The organism is Roseateles cavernae (assembly GCF_040187885.1).
In the GTDB taxonomy this organism is placed as follows: domain Bacteria; phylum Pseudomonadota; class Gammaproteobacteria; order Burkholderiales; family Burkholderiaceae_C; genus Roseateles_E; species Roseateles_E cavernae.
In genome coordinates this window covers 186,457-202,194 of record NZ_JBDPLH010000007.1, presented here as the reverse complement: position 1 = coordinate 202,194, position 15,738 = coordinate 186,457, and the positions used below count along the sequence as shown (strand labels likewise).

Sequence of the window (15,738 nt, the reverse complement as noted above, 5' to 3'; positions counted from 1 at the left end):
TCATTCCTTGTTGGCATCGTCGGCAGCGCTGCTGTCGTCGGCTGGGGTTTCAGCATCGCTGCTGTCGTTGGCATCGTTTTCGACGATACGCTGCAGGCCCGACAGCTTGGCGCCATCGTCCAGCGCGATCAGGGTCACGCCTTGGGTGGCACGGCCCAGCTCGCGGATCTCGCTGACGCGGGTGCGCACCAGCACGCCCTTGTCGGTGATCAGCATGATCTCGTCATCGGCATGCACCAGGGTGGCGGCGACGACGCGGCCGTTGCGCTCGCTCTGCTGGATCGCGATCATGCCCTTGGTGCCGCGGCCGTGGCGGGTGTATTCGGTGATCGCGGTGCGCTTACCAAACCCGTTCTCGGTGGCGGTCAGCACGGACTGGTTCTCGTCCTCGGCCACCAGCATCGCGATCAGGCGCTGATCGGGCTCCAGCATCATGCCGCGCACGCCGCGGGCCTGGCGGCCCATCGGCCGCACATCGTCCTCGTCGAAGCGCACCGCCTTGCCGCCGTCGCTGAACAGCATCACATCATGCTTGCCGTCGGTCAGCGCAGCGCCGATCAGATGGTCGCCCTCGTCCAGGTCGACCGCGATGATGCCGGCCTTGCGCGGGTTGCTGAAGTCCTTCAGCGAGGTCTTCTTGACCGTGCCCAGGGCGGTGGCCATGAAGATGAAGTGATCCTCGGGGAAGACGCGGAACTCGCCGGTCAGCGGCAGCACAACGGTGATCTTCTCGTCCTGCTGCAGCGGGAACATATTGACGATGGGCTTGCCGCGCGAGTTGCGCGAACCCTGCGGCACTTCCCAGACCTTCAGCCAGTAGACGCGGCCGCGGTTGGAGAAGCACAGGATCCAGTCATGCGTGTTGGCGATGAAGAGCTGATCGACCCAGTCGTCTTCCTTGGTCTGCGTCGCCTGCTTGCCGCGGCCGCCGCGCTTCTGGGCGCGGTACTCGCTGAGCGCCTGGCTCTTGATATAGCCGGTGTGCGAGAGCGTCACGACCATATCGGTCGGTGTGATCAGATCCTCGGTGCCGAGTTCCTGGGCGTTGTGCTCGATCACGCTGCGGCGCGCGCCCAGCTTGGTCTGGCCGAACTCCTGGCGAACCTGGACTAGCTCTTCGCCGATGATGACGGTGACGCGCTCGGGCTTGGCCAGAATGTCCAGCAGATCGGCGATGACGGCCATCACTTCCTTGTACTCGCCGACGATCTTGTCCTGCTCCAGCCCGGTCAGGCGCTGCAGACGCATCTGCAGGATTTCGCCGGCCTGGTCGTCGGAGAGGCGGTAGAGACCGTCGGCCTGCATGCCGTACATCGCCGGCAGGCCCTCGGGGCGGAAGGCGCCGCGGCCGCCGGGGGTGTCGCCCTCGGCGCGCACCAGCATCTCGCGCACCAGCGAGCTGTCCCAGCTCTTGGCCATCAGCGCGGCCTTGGCGACCGGTGGGGTCGGCGAGGTCTTGATGGTTTCGATGAATTCATCGATGTTTGCCAGCGCCACCGCCAGGCCTTCCAGCACATGACCGCGGTCGCGCGCCTTGCGCAGCTCGAAAATCGTGCGCCGCGTCACGACCTCGCGGCGATGCTCCAGGAAGACCGTGATCAGATCCTTCAGATTGCAGAGCTTGGGTTGACCATCGATCAGCGCGATCATGTTCATCCCGAAGCTGTCCTGCAGCTGGGTCTGCTTGTACAGATTGTTCAGCACCACCTCGGGCACTTCGCCGCGCTTGAGCTCGATCACCACGCGCATGCCGGACTTGTCGCTCTCGTCCTGGATGTGGCTGATGCCCTCGATCTTCTTCTCGTGGACCAGCTCGGCAATGCGCTCCAGCAGGGTCTTCTTGTTGACCTGGTAGGGGATCTCATCAACGATGATGGACTGGCGCGAGCCCTTGTCGATGTCCTCGAAATGGACCTTGGCGCGCATCACCACCTTGCCTCGGCCGGTCCGGTAGCCTTCGCGCACGCCGGACATGCCGTAGATGATGCCGGCGGTCGGGAAGTCGGGGGCCGGGATGATCTCCATCAACTCATCGATCGAGCAGTCCGGGTTCTTCAGCGAATGCAGGCAGGCGTCAACGACCTCGTTGAGGTTGTGCGGCGGGATGTTGGTGGCCATGCCCACGGCGATGCCGGAAGCGCCGTTGATCAGCAGATTCGGCAGGCGGGCGGGCAGGACCAGTGGTTCCTTGAGGCTGCCGTCGTAATTGGGCCCGAAATCGACGGTTTCCTTGTCGATGTCAGCCAACAATTCGTGGGCGATTTTGTCGAGGCGAATTTCGGTGTATCGCATCGCCGCCGCGTTATCGCCGTCGATGGAGCCGAAATTGCCTTGGCCATCGATCAGCATGTGGCGCAGGCTGAAGGGCTGGGCCATTCGCACGATGGTGTCGTAAATGGCGGAGTCACCATGCGGGTGGTATTTACCCATGGTTTCACCCACGGCCTGTGCACTCTTGCGGTACTTGGCGTTGTAGGTGTTACCCATTTCATTCATGGCGTAAAGCACGCGCCGGTGCACCGGCTTGAGGCCGTCGCGGGCGTCGGGGAGGGCACGTCCGACGATCACGCTCATCGCGTAGTCGAGGTACGAACGCCGCATCTCCTCTTCCAGGCTGATGGGCAGGGTTTCCTTGGCGAACTGGGTCATGCGCGGGCGCGGCTCACACCCCGTGGTGCGGCCAACGTCAATAGAGACAGGAGCGCGAATTCTAATTGCGCGGCGCTGTAGTGGCTGCGCAACATTGGCGTGATGTGGTGCGGCGGGCGCCGCCACAATGCAAACCGTCTGGGTGCCCTATGGCACAATCGACGAGTCCCTAGGAGAAACCCGAATGCTGGGAATCTTCCTGAGGTTTAGTTCCAGCTTTGGAAAATTTCGCAGGGCAACTGCGGCCTTCCTTGAGAGGAGAATCATGAAGAAATTGAATCGCGTGGCGTCGCTCTTCGCAGTCGCTGTTGTTGCTTCGTCTGGCGCTTTTGCTCAGACCGTCGACAACTGGCGTGCAACAGACGGTACCGTCTGGAAGAACGGCACCAACGAATATTGCTGGCGCAACAGCAATTGGACCCCGGCTACTGCCGCCAAGGATTGCGACGGCGCCCTGAAGCCGGCACCGAAGGTTGAGCCGGTCGCTCCGGTCGCTCCGCCGCCGGCTCCTGCCGTGAAGCCGCCCGCACCGGTCGTGCCGCCCGCTCCTGTGAGCGAAAAGGTGACCTTCGCTGCTGACGCCTTCTTCGACTTCGACAAGTCGGTGCTGAAGTCCGAAGCCAAGGCCAAGCTGGATGACCTGGTCTCCAAGACCGGTGGCATCAATCTGGAAGTCATCATTGCCGTGGGTCACACCGACTCGGTCGGCTCCGATGCCTACAACCAGAAGCTGTCGGTGTCGCGTTCCGAAGCCGTGAAGGCCTATCTGGTCTCCAAGGGTGTCGAGAAGAACCGCGTCTACACCGAAGGCAAGGGCGAGAAGCAGCCGGTTGCTGACAACAAGACTGCCGAAGGCCGCGCCAAGAACCGCCGCGTGGAAATCGAAGTCGTCGGTACCCGCAACAAGAAGTGATCTCGGCGGCTTCGGCCGCTTGAGAACCAACCCCGCAGGAGCTCGGCTCGGCGGGGTTTTTTATTGCCCTATCATTGCCGCCCATGATCAATGCCGACCCTCAAGAGCTCGCCAAGTTCGGCGAGTTGGCCCATCGCTGGTGGGATCCCGACAGTGAATTCAAGCCCTTGCACCAGATCAATCCGCTGCGCCTGGGGTGGATCGACAGCCTGTGCCCGCTGGCCGGGCTTGATGTGCTGGATGTGGGTTGTGGCGGCGGGATCCTGACCGACTCGATGGCGCGCAAGGGCGCGCGCGTGCTGGGCATCGATCTGTCCACCAAGCCGTTGAAAGTGGCTCAGCTGCATGCCATGGAGGCGGGTACCGAGAACGTCGATTACCGCGAGATCGCGGTCGAGGCGCTGGCGGCCGAGCGACCGGCTTCGTTCGACGCCGTGACCTGCATGGAAATGCTGGAGCATGTGCCCGATCCGGCCTCGGTAGTGCGTGCCTGTGCCGACCTGGCCAAGCCCGGGGGCTGGCTGTTCTTTTCGACCCTGAACCGTAACTTCAAATCCTTCATGCTGGCCATCGTCGGCGCCGAGTATGTGCTGAAGATGTTGCCGGCGGGAACGCATGAGTACGCGCGCTTCCTGAAGCCTTCGGAGCTGGCGCAATTCGGTCGTGATGCCGGTCTCGAGTTGCACAGCAGCAAGGGTCTGAGCTACAACCCGCTGACCCAGCGCTACAGCCTTGGCACCGATACCGATGTCAATTACCTGATTGCCTGTCGCAAACCCTTGATATGAGTGCAGTCCTGAACCCGGCCGCTTCGCTGGCCCATGTGCGTGCCGTGCTCTTTGACCTCGACGGCACGCTGATCGACAGCGCTCCCGATCTGGCGGGTGCTGCCAACGAGATGCGCATCGAGCGCGGCCTTGATCCCTTGCCCTATGAGGCGCTGCGTCCGATGGTGGGCTCGGGCGCGCGCGGTATGTTGGGGCGGGCTTTGGACGTTGCGCCCGGTCATGCGGACTTCGAGCTGCTGCGCGCCGATTTTCTGGATCGCTATGAGCGCCGCATGCTGCGTCTGACCGCTGTGTTTGAAGCGATGCAGCCGGTGCTGCATGCGCTGAGCACGGCGGCCATGCCCTGGGCCATCGTGACCAACAAGGCCGAGCGCTTCGCGCTGCCGATGACACGGGCGCTGGGCCTGTTCGAGCAGGCCGGCGCGGTGATCGGGGGCGACACCACGCCGCATGCCAAACCGCATCCCGGCCCATTGCTGGAGGCGGCGCGTCGCCTCGGCATCGCGCCGGACCGGTGTGTCTATATCGGCGACGACGAACGTGATGTGCAGGCCGGTCGCGCCGCCGGCATGGCCACGGTCGCTGCCGGCTGGGGCTATCTGGGGCAGGGGGCTGATGTCGAAGCCTGGGGCGCAGATATTGTCATCAATGAGCCGGCCCAGCTCTTGAAAGAACTGGTTCTGCCTTAAACTACAGGTCTTAGGGGCCGACCCGGTTTCGACGTGGGTGCGGATCCGAAGTAGGGCATGTCGAGCACCAGTCCGCTCGTAAAACCACTGGAAACAAAGTAACTGCAAACGACTCTACGTTCGCACTCGCTGCTTAATTGCAGTTGAGCTTCTCAACGGCAGGCCGATGGGCCGGGCTCAAGTCGCAAGACGGAAAGCTGAGAAGTCATTCACATCGGCTGGTTTCTTGTCGGGTCACTCGATAGGGAACAAGATTTAGTGACTGGCGGGAAAGGTAGCGTGCCGCTGCGCGACCTGAACGCGAGATTCAAATCAGACGGCTACACATGTAGAACTGCTCGGTGATGGCTTGCGGACGGGGGTTCAATTCCCCCCGGCTCCACCACAACAAGGTTCGCAGAAGTTCGCGAACAACCAGAAGGCCCAAGTAAATCAACGACTTGGGCCTTTTTCTTTGTCTGCGTAGGACCGCTTGCATGTAGCGCGCGACCACACAACAGTCAGCAAAGCAGCACAAACCCAGATCCGGGATTTGTGCGGTATGCGCGGTGTGGCCGGGCTCAGCGACAAGGCCACCAAGCCAGCCCTCAGGCATGCGGTAGAAGGCGGCAAGGCGGTCACGAAAACACGGCACGGGCCTGATTCCCGAATGTTCAGTCGTCGGGCGCAGGCTGCGGTGCCGACGAATCACGGCCTTGGCATGCGTCCAACTGATCTCAATTCATTGAGAAAATCTGAGTCTTTCGGATCAGATCGCTTGTCGCGACCATCCTTCTAGCGCTCGATGCATGGGGCACCGACGCGGTTGCTGCCGAGAGGGATCCATGTCTGTCACCCGCAAAGTCATTCCGCTGCTGTCCGTGCCTGGCGGTGTCGAACCTGAGCTGCACATCCAGGCGCGCTCGGTGCGCGGCCTGTTTGCCCGCTGGCGCTGGTCCCTGGTGTGGCTGACGCAGCTGCTGTTCTATGGCCTGCCATGGCTGCAGTGGGACGGGCGTCAGGCGCTGTTGTTCGATCTGGAGGCGCGGCGCTTTTACATGTTCGCTGCGGTGCTGTTCCCGCAGGATCTGATCTATCTGACCGGGCTGCTGGTGTTCAGCGCGCTGCTGCTGTTCTTCGCGACCGCCATCGCCGGCCGGGTCTGGTGCGGCTTCGCCTGCCCCCAGACGGTCTATACCGAGATCTTCATGTGGATCGAGCATCGCTTCGAAGGGGACAGGCGGGCGCGTTTGCGGCTCGACGCGGCAGGCTGGGGTGCCGACAAGCTCGGCCGCCGCGGCGGCAAGCACCTGGCCTGGCTGGGTTTCAGCCTGCTGACGGGCTTCAGCCTGGTCGGCTGGTTCACGCCGATCCGCGAGCTTGTCGCGGCCCTGCCGGCGCTGGGGCCTTGGGAGATGTTCTGGACCTTGTTCTATGGCGCGGCGACCTATCTGCATGCCGGCCTGTTGCGTGAGAAGGTCTGCCAGCATGCCTGCCCCTACGGCCGTTTCCAGGGCTCGATGCTGGATCCCGCGACCCTGGTGGTGAGCTATGACGAGGTTCGCGGGGAGCCGCGCGGCGCACGCTCGCGCGGGGTGGACGCGAGGGCGCTGTCGCAGGGCGACTGTGTGGACTGCAGCCTGTGCGTGCAGGTCTGTCCGGTCGGCATTGATATTCGCCAGGGGCTGCAGGCGGCCTGTATCAGCTGCGGCCTCTGTATCGACGCTTGCAATCAGGTGATGGACAAGCTGCGGGCGCCGCGCGGGCTGATACGTTTCAGCGCCTTGCAGGGGCACGCATCGCAGCGGAGGGCAGGGCCTGCCTGGCTGCGGCCTCGCGTCTTGGTCTACGGCAGCTTGTTGATGCTGCTCGGCGCAGCGCTGGTTTGGGCATGGCTGGCGCGGCCGGCGCTCAGGATGAATGTGCTGCGTGATCGCGCGGTGCTGTCTCGCCGGGCCGAGGACGGTGCGGTGGAGAACCTCTATCGCCTGCAGCTGATGAATGCCAGTCTGCAGGCACGACGGCTGAGCCTGCAGGCCAGCACGACCGGCGCCGAGCCGCTGGCCCTGCAGCTGGCCTATCGCGGCGAGCTGCAGGTCGAGCCGGCCGGGACGAGCAGCACCGTGGTGACGCTGCGCATGGCCGAAGCCGATGCACAGCGGCTCGCCAGCGGCAAGCCGCTGCCGATCCGCTTCGAGCTGCGCGACGCGCAGGGCAAGTCGGTGGAAACGGTCCGGGCCGATTCCACCTTCATGCTGCGCTGAGCCTCCGGGCCTGCTCGGTCTGCAACAGCCCCATCACTAGCCGGGAGGCATCGGCCTCCAGCAACTCGTCTTCGCGAAAGAAGAGCTGGTCCAGCGTGAGCAGCGCACGGCGCTGCGGGCGCTCGTCGCCGGCCAGCGGCGTTAGGTGCAGGCCGTCCTGCTCGCCATCGAGCAGGGCGAGACCCGGCGGGCGTTGCGCATCCCATTGCACCGGGCTGAGCACGATGAAGGCACAGCCCTGCGGGTGCAGGATGCTGCCGATGGGACCGTTCAGGCGCAGCCCGCGGCCGGTGTCGGTGGCGATGACCGAGGCGCTGCCCAGCTCCGCCAGGGCCTGCATGGCCACCCCGGGCCAGGCGCCGAACACCGAGCCGTCCAGCAAGGCCGGCAGGCGGTACTCGCGCAGCCCCCTGTTGCGGCAGCGGCGCAGCGCTTCCACGCTCAGGCGCTGCGACTGCAGCACTTCGGCTGCGAAAGCCTTGCGCTGGCGCAGATCCTGTATCGCCTCGGCCAGATCGGCCGCGCTGCCGCCCTGGCCGCCCTCGGCCGGCGGGATGCCCAGGCTGATCAAGCCCGCGTCGGCGATGTGCTGCAGGCAGTCGGCCAGCGAGGCGCTGGCGTCGGGGAGGTGGTTCATGAGCTGGTCCGATAACGCCAGGAGCTGGCTGGAAATCCGGCACGCCATGGCGTACCGAGGGGCTGCACGCAGTGTTGCCGCAGGTGTCTGCGCCCAAAAGCATCAGAATCTTGAGAGTTCAACGTATCAGACACGCCCAGGAACCCGATGAAACGTTACGAGGTCTATGCCGAGTCCATTGCCCAGCGCATCCGCAGCGGCAGCCTGAAGCCAGGGGACCGCCTGCCCTCGGTGCGCGAGGCCCGGGGGCAGCAGGGGCTCAGTGCCTCGACGATTTTCTCGGCCTACTACCTGCTGGAAACCCAGGGGCTGGTCGAGGCGCGGGCGCGTTCGGGCTATTACGTGCTGAGCCGAGCCGGCCGCAGCGAGCCGGAGCCCGCCGCCAGCGAACCGCTGAGCCACAGCATGGCGGTGGATGTCTCGGCCCTGGTGTTCCAGGTGCTGGCCCAGGCGCGCCAGCGTGAGCTGGTGCCGCTGGGGTCGGCATTCCCGTCGCCGACCCTGTTTCCGCTGGAGGCGCTGGCGCGCGGCATGGGGCGGGCGATGCGGGCCATGGATCCGTGGCGCACCGTGGAGGACATGTCGCCGGGCAATGGCGAGCTGCGGCACCAGATCTCGCTGCGCTATGGCCTGGCCGGCATCGATGTGCCGCCGTCCGAGATCGTCGTGAGCAATGGCGCGATGGAGGCGCTGAATCTCTGCCTGGAGGTGAGTACGCAGCCGGGTGATGTGGTGGCCATAGAGACGCCGTGCTTCTATGCGGCGCTGCAGGCCCTGGAGCGGCGCGGGCTGCGGGCGGTGGAGGTGGAGACCCATCCGCGCACCGGCGTCGATCTGGACTCGCTGCAGCGCGTGCTGGCACAGCATCCGGTCAAGGCCTGCTGGCTCATGCCGACCTTCCAGAACCCGATGGGCGGCACCATGCCCGATCAGGCCAAGGCCAGTCTGGTCGAGATGCTGAGCGCACGGCGCATCCCGCTGATCGAGGACGATGTCTACGGCGAGCTGCACCACGGCCCGCGCCGCCCGCCGCCGGCCAAGGCCTGGGACCGCGAGGGCTGGGTGATGCACTGCAGCTCCTTCTCGAAGTCGCTGGCACCGGGCTACCGGGTGGGCTGGGTGGCGGGTGGGCGTTTCGCGACCGCGCTGGGGCGGCACAAGCTGATGAGCTCGCTGGCCGCCGCCATGCCCTCGCAGCTGGCGCTGCAGGAGTTCCTGCAGCAAAACAGCTTCGACCGCCATCTGCGCAGCCTGCGGCATGCGCTCAGCCGCCAGCAGGCCTCGGCGCTGCGGGTGATAGCGCGTGAGTTCCCCGCCGGCACCCGGGTGACCCGGCCCGAGGGCGGCTATTTTTTATGGGTCGAGCTGCCGGCCGCCGTGGACGCGCTGGACGTGCATCGCCGCGCGATGGCCTGCGGCGTCGGCGTCGCGCCCGGGCATCTGTTCTCCGCCGACCGGCGCTACCGCCACCATCTGCGCATCAACCATGGCTATCCGGGCGATACCCGTTTCGAAGCGGCACTGTGCAGCCTGGGGCGCATCGTCAGCGAGCTGGCCCTGATGTGAGGGCTTGTGCGACCATAGGGCAGTAGCACCGGCAAAGCCGGGCACACCGCATGTCCATCGACACGCGGAGGACTGCAGTTTTAAGGAGGCCGCAGTTGAAAGCACTACTCGCCACCGCCGTTGCGGAACTCGCGCGTGAGCCCTCTCGGGGGGCGCATGCCGCGGCAAGACCATCGCTGGCACGCGCCCTGCACGCTATCCGCACCCATCTGGACATGGATGTCGCCTTCATCTCTGAGATGGTGGAGGGCCGCCGGGTCTTTCGCCATGTCGATGCGCGCCCGGGAAATGATCTGGTGCAGGTCGGCAATTCCGATCCCTTGGAAGACAGCTACTGCCAGCGCGTCATCGACGGCCGGCTGCCCGAGCTGATGACCGACGCCTGCTTGAACGCCGAGGCCCTGAGCCTGCCGGTGACGCGTGCCTTGCCGGTTGGTGCACATCTGAGCGTGCCGATCCGGCTGGGCGACGGGCAGCTGTACGGCACCTTCTGCTGTTTCAGCCACGCGCCGGACAGCAGTCTGACGGCGCGTGATCTGGCGATGATGCGTGTCTTTGCGGAGATGGTTGGAGAGCAAATCCAGGAGGAGCTGTCGACGCGCCAGGCCATTCAGCGGCTGGATCAGCGCATCGACACGGTGCTCGAGCGCGGCGGTTTGCAGATGGTCTATCAGCCCATCTTCGATGTGCTGAGCAACCGTGCCATCGGCTTCGAGTCGCTGGCACGCTTCTCCTCGGACCCCTACCGGTCGCCGGATGTCTGGTTTTCCGAAGCGGCCATGGTGAACCGCGAACTGGAGCTGGAGTCCCAGGCCATCCGCATCGCGCTGGGCGCGCTGCCGCAACTGGCTCCCGATGTGTATATCGCCGTCAACGCCTCTCCCGAGATGATTGTCAAAGGCGACTTTGCCGGCATGCTGCAAGGATTCCCGCTCGACAGAATCGTGGTCGAGGTCACGGAGCACCAGGCCGTTGAGCGCTATGAGGACATTGCCGCCGTGCTGAGCCCTCTGCAAGCACAGGGCCTGCGCGTCGCCATCGACGATGCCGGCGCCGGCTATGCCAGCTTCAGGCACATCCTGAATCTGCATCCCCACATCGTGAAGCTCGACATCAGCATCACGCGCGCCATCGACACCGATCACTCGCGGCGCGCTCTGGCGGCGGCCCTGCGCGGATTCGCTGCCGAGACCGGCTGCAGCATCGTCGCCGAGGGTGTCGAGACCTCGTCCGAGCTGGACACCCTCCGGGGACTGGGCATCGGCAGTGCTCAGGGTTATCACCTGGGCCGGCCCATGCTGCTGCAACAGGCGAGGGCGCTGATCCACTGAGCTCCGTCAGACCGCGCTCAGCCTGTTTCCTGCCCCAGTCAGACCGTCAATACACAGGCCTCCTGAAATTTGCGCAAACGCATGAATGCTGGGGCGCAAACGTTTAGCGTTTTCCTTGAGCTGCCATTACACTGACATTTCCTACAATCCGTCCGGTCTCGCCTCTGCGCTTGTTCGATGTCCGTCCCCGTGGCGAGGCTGGCAGCGTGGCGAGCTGTGTTCAACCAGTCTTGATGGGTACGCAATGATCGCTCAATCCACGCTCGTCGGCGCCATGCTGGCCGCCTCCCTGTCCGCCGTTTCGCTGTCGGCGTCGGCCCAGGCTCAGCCGGCCATCATCTTCGACATGGGCGGCAAGTTCGACAAATCGTTCAACGAGTCGGCTTACCGCGGCATCGAGCGCTGGAAGCAGGAGAGCGGCAAGACCTATCTCGAGTTCGAGATCAGCAACGACACCCAGCGCGTGCAGGCGATCCGCCGCATGGCCGAGCGCGGCGCCAGCCCCATCATCTCGATCGGCTTTGCCCAGGCCTCGGCGCTGGAGCAGGTGGCCAAGGAATTCCCGAAGTCGCAGTTCGCCATCATCGACATGGTCGTGAACCTGCCGAACGTGCAGTCGGTGGTGTTCAAGGAGCATGAGGGCAGCTTCCTGGTCGGCGCGATGGCCAGCCTGTCGAGCAAGACCGGCAAGGTCGGCTTCATCGGCGGCATGGACATCCCGCTGATCCGCAAATTCCAGTGCGGCTACGAGCAGGGCGCCAAGGTGGCCAACACCAAGGCCGAGGTGTTCAGCAATATGACCGGCACCACCGCCAGCGCCTGGAACGATCCGACGCGCGGTGGTGAGCTGGCCAAGGCGCAGTTCGCCAAGGGCGTCGATGTCGTGTTCGCCGCCGCCGGCGGCACCGGCTCGGGCGTCTACCAGGCCGCCAAGGATGCGTCCAAGCTGGCCATCGGTGTGGACAGCAACCAGAACCATATGCAGCCCGGCACGATGCTGAGCTCGATGGTCAAGCGCGTCGACGTGGCCGTCTACAACGTGCTGAAGTCCTACAAGCCCGGCCTGAGCGTGCTGGGCCTGAAGGAAGGCGGCGTCGACTACGCGATGGACCAGCACAACGCCAAGCTGGTCAGCGCCGCGCTGAAGACCAAGGTCGATGCCTACAAGGCCGACATCATTGCCGGCAAGATCAAGGTGGCCGACTACATGGCCGACAACGCCTGCAAGTACTGATAGCCCGAGAGCACGAGCACTGATTCCTGATGTCAGAAGCAAGCAGCGGCACACGAGTGCCTCCGGCGGTACGCCTGTGCGGGATCAGCAAGCGCTTCGGCGCGGTGCAGGCCAATCGCAGTGTGAATCTGAGTGTGGCCCCGGCCACGGTGCACGGCCTGGTCGGCGAGAACGGCGCCGGCAAGAGCACCTTGATGGCCATTCTCTATGGCTATTACCAGGCCGATGCCGGCCATATCGAGGTGGCCGGTCGCTCGGTGGCGATCGCCAACTCGCACCAGGCGATCGCGCTGGGCATAGGCATGGTCCACCAGCATTTCATGCTGGTCGAGACCCTGAGCTGCCTGGACAATGTGATGCTGGGCGCCGAGCCGGCCTTCTTCCTGGGCCGCGCCAAGCGTGAGGTGCGGGCCAAGCTGGAAGCGCTGATGCGCGACACCGGCCTGCATGTGCGGCTCGACGAGCTGGTCGGCGACCTGCCGGTCGGCGAGCTGCAGCGCCTGGAGATCCTGAAGGCCCTGTACCGCGGCGCCAAGATCCTGATCCTGGACGAGCCGACCGCCGTGCTGACCCCGCAGGAGACGCTGCAGCTGTTCGAGACCTTGCGCCGCCTGAAGGCCATGGGCACGACCATCATCCTGATCACCCACAAGCTCAAGGAAGTGATGGCCTTGTGCGACGAGGTCACGGTGATGCGCGCCGGCCAGGTGATCAAGACCAGCGCGATCGCCGACACCAGCCCGGAGGATCTGGCCGAGGCCATGGTCGGGCGCAAGGTCAATCTGGGCCGCAGCGGCGGCGCCAGGCGCGGCGACAGCCTGCGCCTGCAGGCGCAAGACCTGGCCCTGCGAGATGCGCAGGGCGTGGCGGTGCTGTCGGGCATCACGCTGCGGCTGCAGGCCGGCGAGATCGTCGGCGTCGCCGGCGTCTCGGGCAATGGCCAGAGCGAGCTGCTGGAGGTCTTGTCGGGCATGCGCGCGCCCGATGCCGGCCGGCTGAGCGTCGGCGCGGCGAGTTTCGATGCCGCCACCGCCTGGCTGGAGCCCGGCCAGGCGCGGCTGCTGAAGCTGGCCCATGTGCCGGAAGACCGCCAGGTCTGCGGCATGGTGATGAGTTTCCCGGCCTGGGAAACCGCCGCGCTGGGCTATCACGAGCAGGCGCAGTACCGCGCCGGCCCGGCCGGCTGGGCGATGAATCAGGGCCATATGCGGGCGCAGACCGCCGAGATGATGGAGCGCTTCGATGTGCGGCCGCGCGATGCGCAGCTGGGCTCGTCGAAGTTTTCCGGCGGCAACCAGCAGAAGCTGATCCTGGCGCGCGAGATCGGCCAGGCGCCGACCGTGCTGCTGGTGGGCCAGCCGACGCGCGGCGTCGATATCGGCGCCATCGAGTTCATCCACCAGCAGCTGCGCACGCTGCGCGATGCCGGCTGCGCGGTGCTGCTGGTCAGCTCCGAGCTCGATGAGATCCTGGCGTTGGCGGACCGGGTGCTGGTGATGAATGGCGGCCGCATTACCGGCGAGCTGGCCATCGATCAATGTGATGAGAAGAGTCTGGGCCTGCTGATGGCGGCCCAGGCGGCGGAGCCCGTGGAGTCATGAGTAGCAGTCAATCCTTGCAACTGCCGCGCTGGATGGATATCGGCCTGTTGCCGCTGTGGAATCTGTGTGTGGCGCTCGCGGTGGCGGGCTTGGTGGTGCTGGTGATCGGGCAGAGCCCGACCCAGGCGCTGGCGGTGCTGCTGCAGGGTTCTCTCGGCAGCGTGCGCGGCCTGGGCTACACGCTGTACTACACGACCACCTTCATCTTTGCCGGTCTGGCGGTCGCGATGGCCTTTCATGGCGGCCTGTTCAATATCGGCGGCGAAGGCCAGGCCACCTTCGGCGGGCTGGGCGTGGCCCTGATGGCGCTGGCCTTGAGCGCGAGCCTGCCGGCCTGGCTGATGCTGCCGCTGCTGGTGGTCTCGGGTGCTCTGTTCGGCATGGTCTGGGCCCTGGTGCCGGCCTATCTGCAGGCCTGGCGCGGCAGCCATATCGTCATCACCACCATCATGTTCAACTTCCTGGCCAGCAGCCTGAATGTCTATCTGCTGGTCAATGTGCTGCGGCCCAAGGGCAGCATGGCGGTGGAGAGCGCGAACTTTGCCGACAGCGCCCGCATGCCGGCCCTGCACAACCTGGCGCAAAGCCTGGGTGTCGAGATGCCCTCGTCGCCGCTGAATCTGAGCCTGCTGCTGGCCCTGCTGGCCTGTGTCTTCGTCTGGTGGTTTCTGTGGAAGAGCCGCGCCGGTTATGCGCTGCGCTCGGTCGGCAGCGCGCCCAAGGCGGCGCACTATGCCGGCATCCGGCCACGCATGCAGGTGCTGATCGCGATGGGCCTGTCCGGCGCGCTGGCCGGCATGGTCGGGGTCAACGAGATCTCCGGCGTGCAGGGCAAGCTGACGCTGGACTTCGTCGCCGGCGCCGGCTTCACCGGCATCGCGGTCTCCCTGATGGGCCGCAACCATCCGGTGGGCATCGCTCTGGCCTCGCTGCTGTTTGGCGTGCTCTACCAGGGCGGGGTCGAGGTGGCCTTCGAGGTGCCCGGCTTCAGCCGCGAGATGGTGGTGACGGTGCAGGGGCTGATCGTCTTGTTTGCCGGCGCGATGGCCATGGTCAGCGCGCCGCTGTTTGCCAAGCTGTATGCGGCCTTCCAACGCACGGCGGTGTCCCATGGATGAAGTGCTGATCGGATCCGTGCTGGCGTCCACCCTGCGCGTGACGACGCCGCTCTTGCTGTGCGCGCTGGCCGGCCTGCTGTCGGAGCGCTCCGGCGTCATCGACATCGGCCTGGAAGGCAAGATGCTGTTCGCAGCCTTTGCCGCGGCCGCTGCGGCCAGCGCCAGCCACTCGACCGGCATGGGGCTGATGGCGGCCATCGCCGTGGCCTGCGCGCTGTCGCTGCTGCACGGCTTTGCCTGTGTCAGTCATCGCGGCGACCAGGTGATCACCGGCGTGGCGCTGAATATGGTGGCCGCCGGCCTGACCGTGGTGCTGGGCATCGCCTGGTTCGCCCAGGGCGGCCAGACCCCGCCGGTCGGCACCGAGGTGCGCCTGACGGGCTTGAGCACCGCCTATGCCGAGCCGGTGGCCGGCGACTGGTGGGGCGCGGTGATCGGCCACGGCCTGCTGAGCCATAACGTGCTGGTCTACCTGGCCTTCTTCCTGGTCGCTGCGGTCTGGTTTTTCCTGGAGCACACCAAGCCGGGCCTGCGCCTGCGTGCGGTCGGCGAGAACCCGGCCATGGTCGACGCGGCTGGCGTCTCGGTGCCGCGGCTGCGTTATGCGGCGCTGCTGATGAACGGGCTGCTGTGCGGCCTGGCCGGCAGCTATCTGACCCTGGCGCAGAACGCCAACTTCAGCCCGAATATGACGGCCGGCCGTGGCTTCATCGCGCTGGCCGCGATGATCTTCGGCAAGTGGAAGCCGGTGCCGACCATGTTCGCCTGCCTGCTGTTCGGCTTTCTGGATGCGGTGGCGATCCGGATGCAGGGCGTGGCGCTGCCGGCGGCGCTGGGAGGTGGCGAGGTGCCGGTGCAGCTGATCCAGGCCTTGCCCTATATCCTGACCGTCGTGCTGCTGGCCGGCTTCATCGGCCAGGCGCTGGCGCCCAAGGCGCTGGGCCGACCCTATATCAAGGAACGTTGATC

Annotated in this window: 12 protein-coding genes and 1 other RNA gene; 11 read left to right on the top strand and 2 right to left on the bottom strand. The window is 65.5% G+C overall.

Annotated elements, in window-relative coordinates; genetic code table 11:
- Positions 1-2,649 carry a DNA gyrase subunit A gene (gene gyrA, locus ABGI63_RS18670; protein WP_137940815.1) on the bottom strand — a complete coding sequence of 883 codons (2,649 nt, stop codon included), beginning with the start codon at positions 2,647-2,649 and terminating at the stop codon, positions 1-3.
- 265 nt (positions 2,650-2,914) lie between these two features.
- Between gyrA and ompA the strand changes: the two genes are divergently transcribed.
- The 5 genes from ompA to ccoG all read left to right on the top strand — a co-directional run bounded on the left by ompA (position 2,915) and on the right by ccoG (position 7,282).
- Positions 2,915-3,562: an outer membrane protein OmpA gene (gene ompA / locus ABGI63_RS18665; protein ID WP_137940814.1), complete on the top strand. Its 648-nt coding sequence runs from the start codon at positions 2,915-2,917 to the stop codon at positions 3,560-3,562.
- Between the two features lie 83 nt (positions 3,563-3,645).
- Positions 3,646-4,350 (top strand): bifunctional 2-polyprenyl-6-hydroxyphenol methylase/3-demethylubiquinol 3-O-methyltransferase UbiG, encoded by a 705-nt coding sequence (ubiG, locus tag ABGI63_RS18660; protein ID WP_432767440.1) that lies wholly within the window; start codon positions 3,646-3,648, stop codon positions 4,348-4,350.
- On the top strand, positions 4,347-5,039 hold the full coding sequence (gene gph, locus ABGI63_RS18655) for a phosphoglycolate phosphatase (RefSeq protein ID WP_349743880.1): 693 nt from the start codon (positions 4,347-4,349) through the stop codon (positions 5,037-5,039). Before ubiG ends, gph begins: the two co-directional genes overlap by 4 nt.
- Before the next feature lie 13 nt (positions 5,040-5,052).
- Positions 5,053-5,424: a transfer-messenger RNA gene (ssrA, locus tag ABGI63_RS18650) on the top strand.
- Positions 5,425-5,863: 439 nt separating this feature from the next.
- On the top strand, positions 5,864-7,282 hold the full coding sequence (gene ccoG, locus ABGI63_RS18645; RefSeq protein ID WP_349743878.1) for a cytochrome c oxidase accessory protein CcoG: 1,419 nt from the start codon (positions 5,864-5,866) through the stop codon (positions 7,280-7,282).
- On the opposite strand, the gene ABGI63_RS18640 is transcribed toward ccoG, so the two are convergent.
- A complete protein-coding gene (locus ABGI63_RS18640) occupies positions 7,269-7,919 on the bottom strand; it encodes a hypothetical protein (protein ID WP_349743877.1) in 651 nt (216 codons plus the stop codon). The two genes, ccoG and ABGI63_RS18640, sit on opposite strands and share 14 nt — an antisense overlap.
- 147 nt (positions 7,920-8,066) lie before the next feature.
- On the opposite strand from ABGI63_RS18640, the gene ABGI63_RS18635 reads away from it, so the two are divergent.
- From ABGI63_RS18635 to ABGI63_RS18610, 6 genes are all read left to right on the top strand, one after another.
- Positions 8,067-9,485 carry an aminotransferase-like domain-containing protein gene (locus ABGI63_RS18635; RefSeq protein ID WP_349743876.1) on the top strand — a complete coding sequence of 473 codons (1,419 nt, stop codon included), beginning with the start codon at positions 8,067-8,069 and terminating at the stop codon, positions 9,483-9,485.
- 50 nt (positions 9,486-9,535) lie between these two features.
- On the top strand, positions 9,536-10,816 hold the full coding sequence (locus ABGI63_RS18630) for a sensor domain-containing phosphodiesterase (protein ID WP_349743875.1): 1,281 nt from the start codon (positions 9,536-9,538) through the stop codon (positions 10,814-10,816).
- A 244-nt stretch (positions 10,817-11,060) separates the two neighbouring features.
- Positions 11,061-12,050: a BMP family lipoprotein gene (locus ABGI63_RS18625; protein ID WP_269841725.1), complete on the top strand. Its 990-nt coding sequence runs from the start codon at positions 11,061-11,063 to the stop codon at positions 12,048-12,050.
- A gap of 29 nt (positions 12,051-12,079) precedes the next feature.
- Entirely contained in the window at positions 12,080-13,651 is a 1,572-nt protein-coding gene (locus ABGI63_RS18620) for an ABC transporter ATP-binding protein (protein ID WP_349743874.1), read from the top strand.
- Entirely contained in the window at positions 13,648-14,769 is a 1,122-nt protein-coding gene (locus ABGI63_RS18615; protein ID WP_349743872.1) for an ABC transporter permease, read from the top strand. Before ABGI63_RS18620 ends, ABGI63_RS18615 begins: the two co-directional genes overlap by 4 nt.
- On the top strand, positions 14,762-15,736 hold the full coding sequence (locus ABGI63_RS18610; protein ID WP_349743871.1) for an ABC transporter permease: 975 nt from the start codon (positions 14,762-14,764) through the stop codon (positions 15,734-15,736). The genes ABGI63_RS18615 and ABGI63_RS18610 overlap by 8 nt, the downstream gene beginning before the upstream one ends.
- Positions 15,737-15,738 lie beyond the last annotated feature (2 nt).